Annotated in this window: 12 protein-coding genes and 3 pseudogenes; 7 read left to right on the forward strand and 8 right to left on the reverse strand. The window is 60.0% G+C overall.

Annotated features, from left to right (window positions below; all coding sequences use genetic code 11):
* Positions 1–137 precede the first annotated feature (137 nt).
* Together BX591_RS35145 and BX591_RS35155 are read right to left on the reverse strand one after the other, a co-directional pair.
* Positions 138–770: pseudogene (locus BX591_RS35145) on the reverse strand (alpha/beta fold hydrolase); the annotation flags it as partial.
* 301 nt (positions 771–1,071) lie between these two features.
* Positions 1,072–1,263: a hypothetical protein gene (locus BX591_RS35155; RefSeq protein WP_111935902.1), complete on the reverse strand. Its 192-nt coding sequence runs from the start codon at positions 1,261–1,263 to the stop codon at positions 1,072–1,074.
* 247 nt (positions 1,264–1,510) lie between these two features.
* Here BX591_RS35155 and acs point away from each other — a divergent pair, with 247 nt between their 5' ends.
* From acs to BX591_RS35170, 3 genes and pseudogenes are all read left to right on the forward strand, one after another.
* Entirely contained in the window at positions 1,511–3,484 is a 1,974-nt protein-coding gene (gene acs, locus BX591_RS35160) for an acetate--CoA ligase (RefSeq protein ID WP_111935903.1), read from the forward strand.
* 53 nt (positions 3,485–3,537) lie between these two features.
* A complete protein-coding gene (locus tag BX591_RS35165; RefSeq protein WP_111935904.1) occupies positions 3,538–4,137 on the forward strand; it encodes an acetate uptake transporter in 600 nt (199 codons plus the stop codon).
* Between the two features lie 509 nt (positions 4,138–4,646).
* Positions 4,647–5,683, forward strand: a pseudogene (locus BX591_RS35170) (zinc-dependent alcohol dehydrogenase family protein).
* Positions 5,684–5,707: 24 nt separating this feature from the next.
* Here BX591_RS35170 and BX591_RS35175 read toward each other — a convergent pair.
* Positions 5,708–6,232, reverse strand: coding sequence for a universal stress protein (locus BX591_RS35175; protein ID WP_111935905.1), 525 nt, complete (start codon positions 6,230–6,232; stop codon positions 5,708–5,710).
* A 60-nt stretch (positions 6,233–6,292) separates the two neighbouring features.
* Entirely contained in the window at positions 6,293–6,565 is a 273-nt protein-coding gene (locus tag BX591_RS35180; protein ID WP_111935906.1) for a hypothetical protein, read from the reverse strand.
* Positions 6,566–6,863: 298 nt separating this feature from the next.
* Between BX591_RS35180 and gad the strand changes: the two genes are divergently transcribed.
* Positions 6,864–8,249, forward strand: coding sequence for a glutamate decarboxylase (gene gad, locus BX591_RS35185; protein ID WP_111935907.1), 1,386 nt, complete (start codon positions 6,864–6,866; stop codon positions 8,247–8,249).
* Positions 8,250–8,276: 27 nt separating this feature from the next.
* Positions 8,277–9,797: pseudogene (locus tag BX591_RS35190) on the forward strand (amino acid permease).
* A gap of 119 nt (positions 9,798–9,916) precedes the next feature.
* Here BX591_RS35190 and BX591_RS35195 read toward each other — a convergent pair.
* The 3 genes from BX591_RS35195 to BX591_RS35205 form a co-directional block, all read right to left on the reverse strand.
* Positions 9,917–11,206, reverse strand: coding sequence for an NRAMP family divalent metal transporter (locus BX591_RS35195; RefSeq protein WP_111935908.1), 1,290 nt, complete (start codon positions 11,204–11,206; stop codon positions 9,917–9,919).
* A gap of 42 nt (positions 11,207–11,248) precedes the next feature.
* Positions 11,249–11,800, reverse strand: a complete 552-nt coding sequence (locus BX591_RS35200; RefSeq protein ID WP_111935909.1) for a general stress protein — start codon at positions 11,798–11,800, stop codon at positions 11,249–11,251.
* A 77-nt stretch (positions 11,801–11,877) separates the two neighbouring features.
* Positions 11,878–12,096, reverse strand: a complete 219-nt coding sequence (locus BX591_RS35205) for a hypothetical protein (RefSeq protein WP_146749859.1) — start codon at positions 12,094–12,096, stop codon at positions 11,878–11,880.
* Between the two features lie 628 nt (positions 12,097–12,724).
* Between BX591_RS35205 and BX591_RS35210 the strand changes: the two genes are divergently transcribed.
* Entirely contained in the window at positions 12,725–13,444 is a 720-nt protein-coding gene (locus BX591_RS35210; protein WP_111935911.1) for a Crp/Fnr family transcriptional regulator, read from the forward strand.
* Between the two features lie 529 nt (positions 13,445–13,973).
* Positions 13,974–18,011, forward strand: a complete 4,038-nt coding sequence (locus tag BX591_RS35220) for a chemotaxis protein CheB (protein WP_111935913.1) — start codon at positions 13,974–13,976, stop codon at positions 18,009–18,011.
* A gap of 332 nt (positions 18,012–18,343) precedes the next feature.
* Here the strand turns inward: BX591_RS35220 and BX591_RS35225 are convergent, their stop codons facing one another.
* Positions 18,344–19,756 (reverse strand): DUF2252 domain-containing protein, encoded by a 1,413-nt coding sequence (locus BX591_RS35225; protein WP_111935914.1) that lies wholly within the window; start codon positions 19,754–19,756, stop codon positions 18,344–18,346.
* Between the last annotated feature and the right edge of the window lie 343 nt (positions 19,757–20,099).

Consider the following 20,099-nt stretch of genomic DNA (forward strand, 5'->3'; position numbering starts at 1 on the left):
GAGTTAGGGCGAGGTTACTCGGGCACCGCCAGACGAAAGGGGCGGCAACAGACAAACCGAACCTACTGCCACCGCGCCACATCTCGACTCTACCGCGGGCACCTATCGCCGTCAGGCAGTGACCGGGTCATGAGCGGTCACTCCGCCTCATACCGGAGATCTTCAACAATCTCTTCACCGAGGCACGATTTCAGCGCTTCGGCGAATGCGGTTGGTTGTTCGAGCATCATCAAGTGGCCACTGTTTTCGATGACTTTATATCCCGCGCATTCTGCCCACGCATAATCTGGCGTGTTCCAGGCATTCCGGGAGCGCTCGCCCGCGATCAGATACACGGGATGACGTTTGAAGACCTTGCGCAAAGCTGCGGGATAGTCAGGGCTACCGGTTGTTGCGACGACTGACTGCCCCATCGCGCGAAGAGTTGACGCTGGCTGGTGCTCAAGCCAGCGGGCAGCGACGCGGGTCATTTCCGCCGTTGGGTCGTTGACTGCGTCTCGAATCCATGCGAGCGGATCGGCTCGAAAGCCGGCCAGCATCGTCTCCGCATCTGAGGCGCCCATGCGGCCTACCGATGCGGACCAGAAAGCATCGTCAAGCGTGAAGTTGCCTTCTATGTTGACGATTCGCCGGACACATTCAGGATAAGCATGGGCAATCAACATCGCGATGGCACCACCAACCGAGTGGCCGACGACGGCGACTGGCATCTCGTCGAAGTGCTCGACGATAAATGAATGGAGATGCTCGACTTGTGCCGGCAGCAAAATTCCACGAGCCTCGTAAAGCGGCTCACGCTACCCCTACGTGTAAGGCGACTTCTTTTTGATCTGATCAAGAATCGAGAGTAGGCGCATCACGCGTCGGGCACCATCTGGAAGCAACGTCTGCTCCGTTTTTAGCACTGCGATACGGCGGTGCCAATAGACCAGTCCTAACGCGCTATCCGCGACAAGTTGGGGGACTACGCGTTCAAGATGTGTGAGATCTTTTTCAAGCTGATGATGCGACACATTCCTCCCATGTAGGATGTCTAAATCTCTTGGGGTATAAAACTCCGACATCGATGCATCAACCCTTCACTAACGTCGTTGAATAGCGCCACTTGCTTGCATTGGTATCAATGAGCGCGTCATTGACGCGCCGTGATTCCGCCCGTGCGATATCCGCCTGTTTTAGCACGAGTGCTTGAGCCTCGCGCGACAGAGCATACTCGCTCACTTTGCCAGTCGTACGTGGTGCAACTCTGAGTTGCGATTGCATGACGGTTCCAGAAGAAGGGGGCGCTGAGCGCGACCCGCCTATTGACTGTATACCCATCGCACTTTCCCGCCGGTACGCCACCGTACCGACTTCCCGCCGTTGCGCGAGCATCGTTGATGCAAGCCCTTTATGTCTTATCACCGGACCGATTCCGCAGATCGCATCGTCACGCACGGCGCAGCAGGGGCTCCGTCAGTAACTGGGAAGCACCTGTCAAGCGCGCATGAAAGCGTGCAAGGGAGACACAATGTCAACCACCGATTCGATTCTGGAGGAGCCGCAGGCCTTCCTTCCGCATGCGAGTGTAGCGACTTACGCGGCGATCTCCGGCATGGATGCTTACCGCGCGTTGGTCGCCGAGGCTGAACGCGATTACGCCGGATTCTGGGCGCGCCTGGCGCGCGAGACGCTCGATTGGAAAAAGCCGTTTTCCACGGTTCTCGATGAATCGCGCGCGCCGTTCTATGAATGGTTCAACGACGGCACCCTCAATGCGTCCTACAACTGCATCGATCGTCACGTCGAAGCCGGCAACGGTGAGCATGTTGCGGTGATCTTCGAAGCCGATGACGGCGCCGTCACGCACGTCACCTACCAGCAATTGCTCGAACGAGTGAGCCGCTTTGCCAACGCTTTGCGAGCGCGCGGCGTGATGAAAGGCGACCGCGTGGTGATCTACATGCCGATGTCGATTGAAGGCATCGTGGCGATGCAGGCGTGCGCGCGCATTGGCGCGACGCATTCCGTCGTGTTCGGCGGTTTTTCGTCGAAGTCGCTCAATGAGCGGATCGTCAACGTGGGCGCGATCGCGCTGGTCACCTGCGATGAACAGATGCGCGGCGGCAAGGCGCTGCCGTTAAAGAGCATCGCGGACGAGGCCCTTGCGCTGGGTGGCTGCGAAGCGGTGAAAAGCGTTATTGTCTATCGGCGCACGGGCGGCAAGGTGGCGTGGCACGAAGGGCGCGACCTGTGGATGCACGAGCTCACGCAAGCCGCAGCAGACACGTGTGAACCGGAATGGGTGGCTGCGGAACATCCGCTCTTCATTCTTTATACGTCCGGCTCTACGGGTGTGCCGAAGGGCGTACAGCACAGCACGGGCGGCTTCCTGATGTGGGCCGCCCAGACTATGAAGTGGACCTTCGACGCAAAGCGCACCGACGTATTCTGGTGTACGGCCGACATTGGCTGGATTACCGGCCACAGTTATATTGCCTACGGTCCGACGGCGATCGGCGCGACCCAGGTCGTGTTTGAAGGCGTGCCCACTTACCCAAACGCCGGCCGCTTCTGGGAGATGATCGCGAAACATCGCGTGACGGTGTTCTATACCGCGCCGACCGCGATCCGCTCGCTGATCAAACTGGCCGAATCCGATCCACAGGTTCATCCAGACCGTTACGACCTATCGACGTTGCGTTTGCTCGGCACAGTCGGCGAGCCGATCAACCCGGCCGCGTGGACGTGGTTCTACGAACACGTCGGCCATAGCCATTGCCCTGTCATCGACACCTGGTGGCAAACCGAAACGGGTGGCCACATGATCGCGCCGATGCCGGGCGCCACGCCATTGGTGCCGGGTTCGTGCAGCTTGCCGCTGCCGGGCATCATGGCCGCGGTTGTCGACGAAACCGGGCAGGACGTGCCGAACGGGCAGGGCGGCATTCTCGTCGTCAAACGGCCTTGGCCGTCGATGCTGCGCGGCGTCTGGGGCGATCCGGAGCGCTACAGGAAGAGTTATTTCCCTGAAGAGCTTGGCGGTAAGCTGTACCTCGCCGGCGACGGCGCGGTGCGTGACGAGGACACCGGCTACTTCACGATTACCGGCCGTATCGATGATGTGCTCAACGTATCAGGCCACCGGCTCGGCACGATGGAGATCGAGTCGGCACTCGTCGCGCACCCGCTGGTGGCGGAAGCCGCGGTCGTCGGCCGTGCAGACGAGACGACTGGCGAAGTTGTCATCGCATTCGTGGTGTTGAAGGGCGAGCGGCCCACTGGCGATCCGGCGACCAGGATCGCGGCCGAATTGCGCAATTGGGTCGGCAAAGAGATCGGGCCGATCGCGAAACCAAAAGAGATCCGCTTCGGCGAGAATTTGCCGAAAACGCGTTCGGGCAAGATCATGCGCCGCTTGCTGCGCTCGCTGGCGGCAGGAGAAGAAATCACGCAGGACGTATCCACGCTGGAAAATCCGGCGATTCTCGATCAGTTGGGGTGATAGTTCGAAGGCCGCGAGATTGCTAGCACGTTTGTTATTTTTAGGGGCAGGCCATGGCCAGCGCACCGATCCGAACCACGCTTGCGAACCCCGCGCCACTGGGGCTTGCCGGCTTCGCAATGACGACGTGGCTGCTGAGCATGATCAACGCCGGCTGGTTTTCAGGCGAGTCGATGGGTCTCGTGCTTGCCTGTGCGCTTGCTTATGGTGGGACCGCGCAGGCCATTGCTGGCTTAATGGAATTGCCGCGCGGCAATACCTTCGGCGCGACAGCCTTTCTCAGTTATGGCGCGTTCTGGTGGTCGTTTGCACTGTTCGTGCTCTTTTTACACGACAAGGTGCCGCCCGCGTTCGTCGGCTGGTATCTGTTCCTCTGGGGTGTCTTCACGTTCTACATGTGGCTTGCCACCTTTCGCTCGCCGCGCGCGCTGCAGTTCATTTTTCTGGCGCTATGGATCACCTTCGGCTTGCTGGCTGGAGGAGAGTGGACGGGTTCAGGTCTGGTGCGAATGGCGGGCGGCTATATGGGGCTCGTCACTGCAGCGCTCGCGTTCTATCTGTCCGCTGCCGATGTGATCAACGAAGTGCACGGGCGGGTCATTCTCCCGGTCGGCGATCCACGGATACCTAGCCGGCATGCTGTGGCGCTCTGATCTTCGCAAGCGGTGCCGGCAGCGGACTGTTTCTGCCCTCGAGAGTCAGTGTGACGGATGCGGTAACGCTCCCGCCGATCATTGAAGCGGCAAGCCAGCCGCATGTAGCAATCGATAACGGTCTGAGCAGCACTGAAGCACACCGCCCGACTTGTCGGCGAGCCTGCGGTGCACAGTGCGCCGTGCATGAAGAGTTCTGGGCGCCGGTTCACGAATTGCGGGTGTCGGACACTAACCGCGTTGAATATGCGCGAGGCCAAACGTCATGAACGTGTCGGGAAAAGTGGACGGCGCCGGCTGGACCGTCACCGCTGTCGCACGCGAAAGCGGCGCTGAATTCGGCTGTCTGATCGGCATGAGCGTTGCCGCGCCAGCCGGAGTTGTCGTGCGTGAATTCGCGCATGACCGAACCTTCAGCACGCCGCAGGAGGCCGTGCGCCAGTTCAATTACCCGAGCATCCATGCGTCGCTGCGTAGGGACCGATCTAGAACCACCGGAGTTACCGACAATGAAAGCACTTATTTATCTTGGTCCTGGCAAGAAAGCTGTCGAAGAACGGCCCAAACCGGAGATCAAGACGCCTACCGACGCCATCGTCAAGATCAGAAAGACTACGATTTGCGGCACGGACCTCCATATTCTCAAGGGCGACGTCGCGACCTGCCAGCCCGGACGCGTGCTGGGCCATGAAGGCACCGGCGTGATCGATCAGGTCGGTTCAGGCGTTACTGCGTTCAAACCGGGGGAACGCGTGCTCATCTCCTGCATCAGCTCGTGCGGGAAGTGCGAGTATTGCCGCAAGCAGACGTATTCCCATTGCGTAAGCGGCGGCTGGGTTCTCGGCAACAAGATCGACGGTACGCAGGCCGAGTTCGTGCGGATTCCGCACGCGGATACCAGTCTCTACCGGATTCCCGACGACGCCGACGAAGAAGCACTGGTGATGCTGAGCGATATCCTGCCGACGGGCTTCGAGTGCGGCGTGCTCAACGGGAAGGTGCAGCCGGGCAGTACGGTGGCTATTGTCGGCAGCGGGCCGATCGGGCTCGCGGCATTGCTCACGGCACGCTTCTATTCTCCCGCCGAAATCATCATGGTCGATCTGGACGACAACAGGCTGGAGACTGCGAAGCGTTTCGGTGCGACCGTGGTGATCAACAGCGCGGATGGCAATGCGGCGAAGGCGATCATGAAACTCACCTCCGGACGTGGCGTCGATACTGCCATCGAAGCGGTCGGCCTACCCGCAACTTTTGAATTGTGCGAGGCGATCGTCGCGCCGGGCGGGACGATTGCTAACGTCGGTGTGCACGGCGTGAAGGTGGATCTGCATCTGGAACACCTTTGGGACCGGAATATCACGATCACCACGCGACTGGTCGATACCGCAAGTATGCCAATGCTGCTGGAAACGTTGCGCTCCCGCAAGCTTGATCCGACGCTTCTGATTACCCATCGCTTTACATTCGGGCATATCCTCGATGCGTACGACCCTTTGCGCGCGCGGCCGACACGCGCGCGCTCAAGGTGATCATCGCGGCCTAGCGCGCAGTGATGCATGGGGCGCGGTTAGCGGGGCGATTCGTACACTGCCGCGGCGACATCGGCATGTCCGTGTCTGGCGGTGTCCACGACACTGTTTTGCGCTTGCCGGCTCGGCACCAGCAACACGGGAAGGCTTGCGCTGCGCACGACGCGTTCGGCCACGCTGCCTAGAAACAGACGCTTGAAACCTCGCCGCCCGTGCGTGCCGAGCACCAGCAGGTCCGCATTGAATTCGTTAGCGGAAATGCGGATACGCTCGGAGATGTCCTCGCCGATCGGTGCGACGTCGACGATCCGTGGCACGCCCGCCACGCTCTCGCGCTTCATCCGCGCCAGTGCATCCGCCAGCAGTCGCTGGCCTTCTTCAACGAAGGCATCACGCAGGATCGTCGGATCGTAGCCGGACGCGTCATATGCCATCAATGGGTTGTCGACGACATAGAGCGGCTGCAACTGAGCGTCGTTGTCGTGGGCGAGTTGCAGCGCACTGTCGAACGCATGTTCAGACGTCTCGCTGCCGTCGATCGCTACCAGAATACGTTTATACATACTGGCCTCGAAGAATTCATTCGGACGGCGGCGGCCGTCGCGGGATTGAATGGCGTGCGCTCAGAGCGCCGCTGCCTGAACCTTGCCGTCGACGATGTCCTTGCCGAACTGCATGGCAAGGTCGATCGCGTCGTGGAAGGTGGCGGGGCTCGCTGCGTCGAAGACGGTCGAATAGCGTCGCGCACCCGCTTCGTTCGACGGGATCGTATCGATTCGCACCACCGAGGAAAAACGCCGTGCACCCTTGGCATACGGATCGTCGAAAGGCGGAAACTGCTGGCTGGCGTAGGCACGTAACTCGTGTCCGTTGTATGTCGCAGTGGGGATGATCATGATGACGGGCTCCTTGACGAACGGTTTATTCCGCTGGGCTCCGCCTGGATATCGACGGCGTAACAGACAATCGGAAACAGCACAGTGAATAGCACTACCTTGCGCTCAATAGCGGCGTAATGCAACGAACGGATCGCCTGGAATGCCGCTGTGCGGTACGGCACCGTACCGACTTCGACTGGTCCTGCGCGCACCGTGAATAGGGAAGCTCCTCCGTCTGCCGAATATCGCCAATCCAATCGCTCAGGTACTCGGTTATGTACCTGTCGCGCTCATTTCAAGTCTGGAGTGTCACGTCATGACCTTTCTCAAGTCTCCGCCATCCACGCCCGACGCCGTCGCTGATGAATACGCCGCGACGATCTCCGGCTCTTCGCTCCCGAAGTACCGGATTCCGGAGACATCGTCCGACCGCCGCGCCGTATTCGATCTGGTGCGCGACGAATTATTCATGGACGGCAACTCGCGGCAGAACGTCGCGACGTTTTGCACCACTTATGCCGACGATGAAGTGCGCCGCCTGATGGATCTGTCGATCGACAAGAACATGATCGACAAGGACGAATACCCGCAAACCGCCGAAATTGAAATGCGCTGCGTGCATATGCTCGCCGATCTGTGGCATGCCACGAAGTCGTGGAAGACCACCGGCTGTTCGACGACGGGTTCGAGCGAGGCGTGTATGCTCGGCGGTCTCGCGCTCAAGTGGCAGTGGAAAAAGCGTAGGGAAGCGGAGGGCAAACCGACCGACAAGCCGAACTTCGTCTGCGGACCGGTGCAGGTGTGCTGGGCGAAGTTCGCCCGCTACTTCGACGTCGAGATGCGTCAGGTGCCGCTCAGCGGCAACGCGACCGGCCTGAGGCCGGAGGATCTGGCCCAGTACTGCGACGAGAACACGATCGGCGTAGTCGCCACGCTCGGCATTACGTTCACCTGCGTCTACGAGCCGGTGAAGGCGCTGGCGGGCGCGCTCGACGCGTTGCAAGCCAACGTCGGGCTCGATATTCCGATTCACGTCGATGCCGCTAGTGGCGGGTTCGTCGCACCGTTCATCCAGCCGGACCTCGAATGGGACTTCAGCGTTCCGCGCGTCAAATCGATCAATGCGTCGGGTCATAAATACGGGCTCGCGCCGCTCGGGGTCGGTTGGGTCGTCTGGCGCAGTACACAGGACCTGCCCGACGAACTGATCTTCCGCGTCGACTATCTGGGCGGCGACATGCCGACGTTCGCACTCAATTTCTCCCGGCCGGCCGGGCAGATCATCGCGCAGTACTACATGCTGCTACGCCTGGGCCGCGAGGGCTATCGGCACATCCAGCAGGAGTGCGCCGATACCGCGCAGGCGCTGGCCGATGGACTGGCGAAGATCGACGCGCTGGAGATGATCTACGACGGGCGCGGCGCGTTGCCGGCCGTTTGCTACAAGCTGAAGCATCCCGAAACAGCGGGCTTCACGCTGTTCGATCTGTCCGACCAGGTTCGCATGCGCGGCTGGCAGATCGCCTCGTACGAGCTGCCAGCAGGGCGCGAGGACACCATCGTGCAACGCGTGTTGATCCGGCGTGGCGTGACCCGCGACATGGCGGAGATGCTGCTCACGGACATCAGGCACGCTGTCGCGCATCTGACGAAGAATCCCGTGCCGCATTCGACCGCCGGCCCTACCTTCCATCACGATTGATGTGGCATCTTCACAGGAGCGCATGAAATGGACAACACCGTTACGACCGCTGCATCGCCACCCGCCGCAAACGCCGCAAAGCGCGGCAACTATCTGAGCGTCACGTCGATCGGCCTGATGACGGCTGCCGCGGTTGTCACCAGTTTGCGTGGACTTCCGTTGCTGGCGAAGGAGGAGATGACGATGTTCGTCTATCTCGCTTTTACTGTCGTTTTCTATCTGATCCCCGCGTCGCTGATTTCGGCCGAACTGGGCGGCGCGTTTGCGGACCGGCGAGGTGGCATCTATACGTGGGTCGCCGAAGCGTTCGGCACACGCTGGGGCTTTCTCGCGATCTGGCTGCAATGGATTCAGAACGTCGTATGGTTTCCGGTCGCGCTGACCTTCGGCGCTGCGGCGCTCGCGTACACGATCGGCCGGCCGGAACTGGCGAAGAACGGCGTCTACGTCGGGATTTTCTGCATCGTCGCGTACTGGCTCGCGACATGGGTCGTGCTGCAAGGCGTCGAAGTTTTCGCGAGAATCGCCAACTGGACCTTCGTGATCGGCACCATCGTGCCGGGCATCGTGCTGCTCGCGCTGCTCGGCTACTGGATCAGCAGCGGGCATCCACTTGGATGGCAACATCTGAACGATACCGCGCTGTCGCAAGATGGGCATGCCCGATTCTGGCCCGCGATTCACGGCTTTGGCACGATTTCGTTTCTTGCCGGCATCGTCTTGCTGTTCGCCGGTGTCGAGGTGCAAGCGGTTCATGTGATCGACATGCGCAGCCCGAGTCGCGGTTATCCGGCGGCCATCGGACTGGGCGCGCTGATTTCGGTACTGATCTTCGCTCTCGGCGCCTTGCCGATCGCGGCAATCTTGCCGTAGGAAAAGATCTCGCTGCAATCCGGAGTGTTCGACGCATTCGGTGCCGTGCTTGCGGACGTCTGGCATATGGGCTGGGCTGTGTCCGTATTGTCGTTGCTGGTCGGCGTGGGGGCAATCAGTGGGGTGCTGGCCTGGCTCGGCAGTCCATCGCGCGGCTTGCTCGAGACCGCACATGAGGGCGAGTTGCCGCCAATCCTTCAGGCAAAGAATCGCAAGGGCATGCCCACTCATATTCTGCTGGTGCAAGGTCTGATCGTCACCGTCATTTCCTGCTTCTACTTTGTGATCCGGGATGTTTCGGTGGCGTTCTTCCTGATCTCCGCCATGACGATTTCGCTTTACCTGATTGCCTACATGTTGATGTACGCGGCGGCGATCAGGTTGCGCTATTCCGCACGCGCTTTGCCGCGACCGTTCACGGTGCCTGGCGGCATAGCCGGTATGTGGCTGACGGCCGGCGTTGGCTTTGCAGGGGTGCTGTTCAGTTTTATCGTGTCGTTCTTCCCGCCGGACCAGTTGCCGGTCGGCTCGCCCGGGCTTTACACGGGGCTGGTCGTTCTCGGGATCATCGTGTTCGCGGGCATTCCGTTGATTATTCATCACGTGCGCCGCAGCGACTGGGCGACCGTTCATGACGCACCGTCTGTTCCTCCCGCCGCGATACCGCTGAAGTAGATGCGCGCGCGGCCTCTCTCCTGGAGTTTCGAAATGAAATACCAGGACTATGACGATGTGCTGGGATTGCCGCGCAGCGGACGCTCGACATCGCCATTCCGAAGGACATGCACAGCGTCTCACGTGAGCCAGGTGACACCCATTGCCAGGACTGTTGCCGCCATCGTGCCGGTAGCAACCCAGCCGAGGACACGTAGTGCTGGCGGCAGCGTAAAGCCGGACATGATGCGGGTACGCATCGAGAGATGCATCATGACGATCATCACGGGCACCGCGACGATGCCATTGAGGACTGCACTCCAGTAGAGCGCCTTGACCGGATCGATTGATGTGAAGTTCAGGCCGGCACCGATTGCCGTCGCCACGGCGATCACGCCGTAGAACGCTTTCGCCTGCGACGGCAGACGCGCAAGGCCCACTTGCCATGCGAACAATTCGCCCACAGCATAGGCACCTGATCCGGCCAATACAGGCAGTGTGAGCAAACCGGTGCCGATAATGCCGGCCGCGAACACAACGAATGTGAATGGTCCTGCGATGGCACGCAGCGCTTCCGCTGCCTGAGCCGAAGTCTGAATATCAATGACCCCGTGCGCATGCAAAGTCGTCGCCGTCGTCACGACGATGAAGAACGCGATTACATTTGAGAGGGCCATGCCGAGGTAAGTGTCGATGCGAATCCGCGCGAACTCCGTGGGCGCTTCCCATGGCGCGTGGGTCAACGGATGCGCGCCGGGTCGTTCTTTTCCGTCTTCGACTTCCTGTTCCGCCTGCCAGAAAAACAGATAGGGGCTGATTGTCGTGCCCATGACTGCGACGACGGCGACGAGGTAATCCGGCTCGATAGATAGCGGCGGCACTAAGACAGCCCAGCCCACCTGAGCCCATGGCACTTTGACGGCAAAGGCGCAGATCACATAGCTAAACAGCGACAGGCACAGCCATTTGAGAACCGACACGTAGCGTGCATAGCGCGTGAACACTTCCAGCACCACCGACAGCAGCCCGAATCCGCACACATAAAGTAGTGCGGGACCCGAGATCAGTAGCTTGAGCGCCGCACCCATCGCGCCGAGGTCCGCACCCAGATTGATGATGTTCGCCACGAGCAGCAATCCGACTACGCTGGTCGAAAGCCAGCGCGGATAGTGCTCACGCAGATTGCCTGCGATGCCGCTGCCAGTGACCCGTCCGATGCGCGCGCTGATTTCCTGGATCGCGGTCATCAACGGATAGCTGAATAGGAGTGTCCACGCGAGGCCATAGCCGAATTGCGCGCCGACCTGCGAATAGGTCGCAATACCGCTCGGATCGTCGTCCGAAGCGCCGGTGATGAGCCCGGGCCCCATTACCTGCAAAAGCTTTGGGCGCATCGGCTGCTTGACCGGTGCGCGGGCGAGTGTATCCATGAAAGGGGGGCTCCTCGTGGCCGGCGAGGCCGTACCGGCACCTCAGGCAGTTTCGGGTGTGGCGGGCTCGGTAGGTGTGACGTCTTTGTGCGAATCAAGACGCGCCGGTTGATGGGTCACGAGAACGGCTTTTGCGCGCGCCATCTCATCCGGCGTGCCGTGGGCCATCACGATGAATCCATCGGCTTTGATGGCGGCCTCGTAGTGGACCACGCTTTCCTTCGGCAGTCCCGCATTGACGAGTGTTGCGCCTAAAGCACTGAGGGTGCCGACAACAACAGCGCCTTCGACCGCCGACACGATGACAACGGCGAGATGGCCCAGCACCACGATCGGGCCGAGCACCGGAATCGTCAGAAACACGCCGCCCATCAGCAGGCCCCATAGGCCGCCCCAGAACGCGCCGTACTTCCCCCACATTTTCATACGATCGCCGATCGTGTAGAGACCGACGATTTTTTCCTCGGTGTGATAGCCCTTGCCGACGACACTGAAATTTTTCATATCGAAGCCGCCGTCTATCAGCTTGCGCACGGCAGCATCGGCTTTACAATGGTCATCGAAGACCGCGATTACGACGTCATAGGGAGTCATGTTATTGGTCCTTGGAAACTATAAAGTCCGTGAACTCGTGCGCAGTTCACAGTAAGATCTGGATGCGCGGCCCTTCGCTATTTCAGATTGTTGAGTTCGGCGCGAGCAAGCGTCTCGGCCGATTTCCATGCGACCTCTTCACATTCAAAGAATGTGTCGAGTTTGACGATGAGTTCATTGTTCTTTGCTGCGCCTTTCGGAACGACACACACGCTCGCTACCCAACCATCGCCAATACGGTCGCTGACTGTCATGTAAGCGTCGTGCGTCATGCTTGAGATGATTCTGTCTTCCATGGCCTCGCCCGTTCAATAGATGGACAGCCGCACCGGCCGCCGCCGCTGCCGTTGCCGGTAAAGCTTACGGTTGGTCGAAAACCATCAGCATGGCTATCAATCCGCTGTGACTCGTTTGTCGGCACCGACAGCCGAATCTCCCGCTGGTCGGCTATGTGAGAGACGATACGCACATGCGAGGGAGAAAGCGGTACGTCAACGTACAGAGATCTGTCTATGTTCAAACGCACGATCCGCGTTGAGCCGCCACGGGACCTTGCTGGAAGCAGGCGGGCACTGGTCCTCTGACGCTTACCGCAAACATCAGACTTGATAAGACCTTACGGTATTTATCGCAACCCGGTCTTTTTTGCCGATTTGATTGTCGACGTTCGTGCGAGGCGCATGGACAGGTGTGGCGGAGCGCGCAGTCACGCCGGAGCCCGCAGATCGACGCCGTCATTTCGACGTGACTTATAATCCGGTGTGCATCGGCCAGATTCTGCTTGGCGCGACGATTACCGCATGATGACGCGCTGCGGTACAGTCCGCAAAGGTGCCGGAGCGTTCTTCTTTCTATTCATATGTACCCGTCAAGGAATCGTCGGCGAAATTGGCGTCGTTCCGGGCGAGCTGCGGAGAGTGCCGCATGTCTCAAGATCCTCGTCAACACGAAAACCATCTACTGGCGGTGTTGCCAGACCTGGAGTGGGATCGTGTGTATCCTCATCTGGAAGCCGTGGATATGCCACTCGGCAAAGTCGTCTACGAATCCGGCGATCGCCTGAACTACGTTTATTTCCCTACCACCTGCATCGTGTCGCTGCTGTATGTGATGGAGGACGGTGCGTCCGCCGAAATCGCGATCGTCGGCAACGAGGGACTCATCGGCATCGCGCTTTTCATGGGAGGTGAGACCACGCCCAGCCGGGCGGTCGTACAAAGCGCAGGCAACGCGTATCGCCTGGACGCTCAAATCCTGAAAGCCGAATTTCATCGTGCTGGTCCTGTCCAGCGCCTTTTGCTCCGCTATACGCAGGCGCTGATCACCCAGATGGCGCAGACTGCTGTGTGTAACCGACATCATTCAATCGACCAGCAGTTGTGCAGGTGGCTGCTCCTCAGTATCGACCGTCTCTCGTCGAACGAACTGAAGATGACGCAGGAACTGATCGCGAATATGCTGGGCGTGCGCCGATCCGGTGTAACTGAGGCGGCGCTGAAATTGCAGGATGCAGGCCTGATTCGCTACAGCCATGGGCACATCGAGGTATTGGACAGGCCGGGACTTGAAACACGAGTGTGCGAATGTTACGGCGTAGTGAAGCGTGAGTTCGACCGGCTTTTACCCGCTTTGAAAGCACTATAGTGACGAAGAACCCAAGCCGCCGCAATGGCGGCAATGGCCGGTAACTCGCCGATCAAACCAGCGAGGCGAGCGTCCGTTGCACTCCGGATGCGGTCGTGGCGGTGTGAAAACTCCGAAGGGCAGGTGCGGGTCGATCACAGGCGTCGCCGCTCGGCGCAGAAGTAGCATCGCGGCAATGACTCACGAAGCCGTGAGGGTGTTTGAGGAGGACAGAGCCCAAACGCATATTTGAGACACGCGTCCAAGCCCTCATCGGGACCAGTGGATATCCACGGGGATAAGCTCGACGACCCAACCGCCTTCTTCGCCCAGCGTGGCCGCCGGGTGCATGGAGCCGATGCGCAACGCCTCGTCATGGCTATCGTCGACCGATCGCCAGTCCGGTGCGATGGCCACTATGCACGCGCAGCACGGGTGGTCCGTATGCAACGTCCGCCATCGGGCGTGAAGTGCCTCCGCACTGAAAGTTCGGTCGGTGGCGATCTAATAGGCGCTACACTGGCGTCCCAGCAGTCTCCAGCGGTGCGCCATGAATCATTCCAAGAACTCCTTTACTGCGCCCGGGCAGACCCGCACTCCCCGGATCATTGCGATTGGCGCGTCGGCAGGCGGCCTTCATGCGCTGAGCCGGTTTTTCAGGGCAGCTTCCGAAATTCCGGGTGACGTTGCCTTCGTGATCGTGGTGCACCTGGCTCCGGGTTCCGAGAGCCACCTCCCGGGGTTGCTGGCCAAAGACACGCATTTGCCTGTGTCAGCCATCGAGGACGGGGAAATGCTGCGCGCGGGGCACGTCTATGTCATCCCGCCGAACGTGTTCGTTGTCATTGAGCAAAGCACGTTCCGACTGCGGGCCGCCGTCGATCGCCCAGCCATCCCCATGCCGATCGACGCGTTCTTTGCGTCGCTGGCCGCTGACCAGCATGATCGCGCCATCGGGATTGTGCTTACGGGCGCGAACGCGGACGGCTCAGCAGGTCTTAGAGCGATCAAGGCCGAGGGCGGTATGGTGATGGCGCAGACGCCGGAAACGGCCGAACACGGCACCATGCCCAGCCACGCAATCGCAACGGGTCTGGTGGACTATGTGCTCCCGGTCGAAGACATGCCGGCTGCACTGTTTGACTACATCAGACGTTCCACGGGAGGGATGCCTCAAGCTGCCATCGATCTACCGCAGCCGGTTGATCTTGAGCCGGTACTCAGAGCGCTGGCCGCTGCCGGATCCGACTTCAGGGGCTACAAACGGGGGACGCTTCAGCGTCGCATTGCCCGTCGCATGGCGGTCAACCGGGTCGACAGTCTGGACGCCTATTGCGACGTCCTGAAAGCCTCGGCCGAGGAGGCTCAGGCGCTTAGTTTGGACATGATGATCGGTGTGACAGAGTTCTTCCGCGACCCAGATGCCTGGACTGCGTTGTCCGAACGCGTTGTGACCGCTCTTCTGGAGGAGCCAGAGAGCGAGCAGCCGATTCGCCTATGGGTGCCGGGCTGCGCAACGGGCGAAGAGGCCTATTCGATGGCCATGCTGATGACCGAGGAAATCGAGAAGCGCCGTGCGACGCGATCGTTCATGATCCTTGCGTCTGACGTGAACCGCGTGGCGCTAGCGCACGCACGTCAGGGCGTCTATTCGGCCAGCGTGGCGTCACCGGTTGGTGAGGCGCGGCTCGATCGGTTCTTTCAGTCTCACAACGACGGATTCCAGATCCGGCAGGAACTTCGCGAAACGGTTCTGTTCACTCCGCAGAACCTGATTGCTGACCCGCCGTTTTCCCGGGTCGACCTGATCAGTTGCCGGAACCTGCTGATCTACCTCGAACCGGAAGCCCAGCAGCGGGTGTTCGAGCTATTCCACTTCGCGCTCAATCCGAAGCGCTATCTGTTTCTCGGGCGTTCGGAAAGTACCGATCCCGATTCCACCCAGTTTCAGGAAGTCTCGAGAGCCTGGCGTATCTACCAGCGCAGTCCGATCGTGGCGGCGGCGCCCACTAGCTACCGGTTTTCTGCAAGAACGGCACGCCGAGAAGAATTCCCGCCGGCGAGCCGTGTCGGTGTCCGCAGCAAGGGTTACGCGGAACTGGTCAACGCCACGCTGCTCGAAGAGCACCATGCCGCTTCGGTGCTGATCAATTCTGCGCACCAGGTGCTCTATGTGAGCGGCTCGACGGACGAATACCTGACGCAGCCCGCAGGTGAACCGACCGGCAACATTCTCGACATGGCGCGCGAAGGCCTTCGCCTTAAACTTCGGATCGTATTGCGCCGGGCGATCCAGGATCAGGCAGGCTCGCCGGTCAGTGAAGTCGTCGCTGACGGCGGTGCGCCAGCGGTCAAGATCACGGCGACGCGACCGTTCGATACGACGCATGCCGGCAAGGCATTGCTGGTCATCTTCGCCAGGTTGCCGACGACGGAACGGCCTGCATTGACGGTGCCCTCTGGCGCTGACTCTGACCTCTGGCACCTCGAGAGCGAGCTTCGCACAACGCAGGTGGAGCTCGGCAGCACAATCGAGGAACTGGAGGAGAGCAATAGCGAATTGCGGGTATCGAACGAAGAAATCCTTTCTATGAACGAGGAGCTGCGCTCCGCCAACGAGGAGCTCGAAACTTCCAAAGAGGAACTGCAGGCGGTCAATGAGCAGATGAATGTCGTCAACGCTCAACTTGAGCAGAAGGTCCATCAGCTGGAGGTCCTCAATGAGGACGTGACCAATCTGCTGGCCAGCACGGAAATCGCGACGCTGCTGCTCGACAGGCAGGGGCTGATTAAACGGTTTACCCCCAGCGCAGTGAGGATTTTGGGCCTTGCGCCGCCTGATATCGGACGCAGGATCGTAGAGGTCCTCGGCAACCCGCTCGGCAACGCCTTGTCCTCGGAGGTCGACCGGATACTGATGGGCGTGGATCAGCAAATCGAGAAGGAGATAGAAACCGCGACCGCAGAATGGTTTGTTCGCCGCATCACGCCCTACATAGCGGTTCACGGAACGCCGCCTTCGGGCGTCGTCGTGACCTGGACCGATATCACCCATCTCAAGCTGTCCGATGAGCACGCCCGCCGCCTTGCCGCAGTGGTTCAGGATTCGAACGACGCGGTGACGGTATTTGACCTCAAAGGCCGCTTTCTTGCCTGGAATAAGGCTGCGAGCACGATGTACGGCTACAGCGAGACAGAAGCGCTGCGCATGACTGTTTCCGATCTGATGCCGCGCGGTGCAAGGCAGGATCATATCGATTTCGTGCGCCATGCTGAGCACAACGAGGCGCTGCATTCCTACGAGACGCAACGGGTAACGAAGGGCGGACAAGTGGTCGATATCTGGCTTACGCTATCGGTTCTGACGGACGACGGGGGCAAGGCGATTGCCGTGGCATCAACCGAGCGCGATCTCGTCAACCGCAGCGTGAGCAATGCCTACCTTCGCGAGCGTGCCGAACAACTGGCGGTCGCCGACCGGCGAAAGAACGAATTTCTGGCCACGCTCGGTCATGAGTTGCGGAATCCGCTTGCCGCGCTGGTTTCGGCAGGAAATCTGCTCGCGTCGGAGACGGCTGCAGTCACACAGAAGGACTGGGCCGCTGGCGTCATACAAAGGCAGGGGCGCGCGATGATGCTCCTCGTGAACGACATGCTCGATATCGCCCGGATAACAAGTGGCAGTATCGAGTTGAATCGACAGACGGTTCTGCTGAAAACAATCGTCCAGAGCGCCATCGAAGTTTGCCAGCCGATCATTGATGAACGTCGTCATACGCTGTCCGTCTCACTGCCGGAAGAACCCATCTGGCTGAACGTGGACCCCACACGCCTGTCGCAGGTTATCGAGAATATCGTAATCAATGCGGCGAAGTACACGGCGTCCGGTGGGTCTGTACAGTTGCAGGCGACCCGAATGGCTCATCGGCTTTTGCTCAGCATCAAGGACAACGGAAGAGGCATCCCGTCCTCGATGCTCGGGAGTCTTTTCGACATGTTTGTTCAGGGGCCCTCGTCGGATGGTCAGCGCCAGAATGGCCTGGGTGTTGGCCTGTCCGTGGTGAGACGGCTGGTCGAGCTGCACGGCGGCACAGTCCGGGCTATTAGCGACGGCATGACTGGCAGTGAGTTCATCGTCGATCTGCCGCTTGACCCGGGAGCGATCCCGGAGGAACAGATCGACTCGCAGTCAGCCGCGGCTGTGGCGCTTCCAAGGCGGATTCTCATCATTGATGACAACGCCGACGCGAGTGAAGCGCTGGCAATGCTTCTGGCGAATGCGGGGCACCAGGTCGAAACCTGCCGGGACGGCGCTTCGGGACTGAGCGCGGTGGCGACTTTCAGCCCCGACGTCGTACTTCTCGACATTGGACTCCCTGACATGGACGGTTACGAGGTCGCGAGAAGGCTACGTGAACACGGATCCAATCGAAACGTAATCCTGATCGCCGTCACAGGATACGGACTTCCAGCGGATCGCCTCAGATCGGCCGAGGCTGGGTTCGACCATCATCTGACCAAGCCGGTCGACTATGAAGCACTGATCAGGCTATTTGGGACGAGGACGGAGGGGAACTCGCGCGCCTAGTGCTCATGACAACGACAGCCACGCTCCGGCGCGCTTGCGGCAGTGATTCGTGGAAACTCGCCGCATGCGCGTCCCATGCGGCAAATCAGCCTGCCAGGTAATAAGTAATGCGACCCCGCGATTGTGAGCGGCCGCAATTGGGTGAGGCGCTGACGTTCCGTGAGACCGGCTGACGGGCGGCGACGGGCCGAACTGGGCTTGTCGTCATCGGGCCCAGTTCGGCCAATCACAGACCCTCGCCAATAACGCGCGAGCGACCGCTCGCCACCCGCAAGGGGACATTCATTTCCCCCAGGCGCCTTGAACAACGTCACCCTCCAAAACAATCGCTATCAAACGCGAAAATCCGCAGCCATGTCGACGTCGGTCCGAGCTTCGAGCCGTCCAGATCGGCAGGCAGCAACAAATATCGCGTAGTCGCGTTCTACCTGATCGGCGTACCCATCCGAATACTTCACCATTGCGTCGGCCATCGGATCGCCCCGGCCAATATAGTCGCTGATCTCCCGCGCTTTGCCGCTGGCTTTCGCATGCGCCCGCGCCAACACCCAGCCGCATAACGCAGCGTATTCGCCGAGCAGAGGCGCGTCCATCAGTTCAACCGACGCGGACACCTTCATGTCGCGCAACTGACGCACATAGAAATGACGACCCAGAGCACCCTTCGTCCAGCCGAGAAACGGGTCGCTCGCCGCCTGCATTAGTCGTTGTCCTTCGACCACGCGTTGTCCTTCGTGCTCGATTGCGGGGGATTTGAAATAGCGCGCCACCACGGATTCACTCGCCTGCTTGACCTGCAGAAAAAGCGGCTTGCCTTGCCGGTCGACCATCAGATGGATCAGGCACCGCGTGCCTACGCTGCCCACGCCCACTACCTTGAAAGCGGTGTCCTGTGAGGTGAAGTTGCTCAGTAGTTCACGACGGTCTGACGAAAGTGTTGAGAGGTAGTCGTTGTAAACTTTATCGACACTGTCGCGCGTTTTGGCGCGCAATGTCCAGTCATCCTCTTTGGAGATGAGTGTATTGGCGGTGCCCGGATGAAAGATCGCGGGTGGCGCGTCACGGATGATCCAGCGTTCGCCGACGTGCTCCGAGAGCTTGGGCAACAGTGCTTCGCTGGTCCGACTGCTCGCGCGTTCCATGCCGCGCTGAACGCGCTTGCGGGCCTCCGGCAGCGTCAGTTCTTCGAGCAACCGGTCGAAGGTGATCCGTTCGTACCAGATGTCCAGAATACCCATCTCGGCATAACCGGCCATCCGCGTCTGATAACTGGACACGACTTTTCGGACCAGGTCTTCCGCGACGCCGCGTTTATGGTTCAGATGCCGTGCCGCAACCACGAAACTGGCGGTCAGCCGCTTCAGATCCCATTCCCAGGGGCCGGGGCTGGTTTCGTCGAAGTCATTCAGGTCGAACAGCAGTGCGCGCTCAGGCGTCGCGAAGCCGCCAAAGTTCGCGAGGTGGCAATCTCCACATATCTGTAGAGTCAGACCAGAGTTAGGTGTTCCTGCCAGATCATGTGCCTGGATGATCGCGCTGCCGCGATAGAACGCGAACGGCGATTCGATCATACGGCCATAGCGCAACGGTACGAGGCGCTCAATCCTTCCAGCACTGTTGATCTCCAGCAGTTCAACCGGATTCCGATCGACTTTCCCAATTGATGTCTGTTCCCGTCGAGGCACTTGCCTTCGGGCCATTACCGGAGATTCCCGGAGGGAATCGGAGCTTTTAACTTTCGCCATGATGATCTCCTTCGACTTCGTGAATCTATCCCGTTTGTGATATTCCCGAGTGGGTCCGTTGGCCAGGGACACAACGCTCTCAAATCGTTCGTGGGCGGACTATGAGCGTCCGTCTCCAGCAGCGGAGACCATCGTGTTAAAAAGATTGACGCCGCTTTGCGCTAAGCCGGTGCAAGGCGATTGGGGATCGGAGCACGCGAATTCCGCGGAAATCATGTAGCTGCCGTCTTCAAGCGGCCGTTTTGTGACGAGCTTGTGTGAAAACGCGCTGATCGCCTAAACTGGATTAACTCATTCAGCATGGGTGACCGGATGAAGCGATTCATAGAAGGTGAAGATCGCA

Origin of the sequence: Paraburkholderia bryophila (assembly GCF_003269035.1) — a bacterium.
Taxonomy (GTDB): domain Bacteria; phylum Pseudomonadota; class Gammaproteobacteria; order Burkholderiales; family Burkholderiaceae; genus Paraburkholderia; species Paraburkholderia bryophila.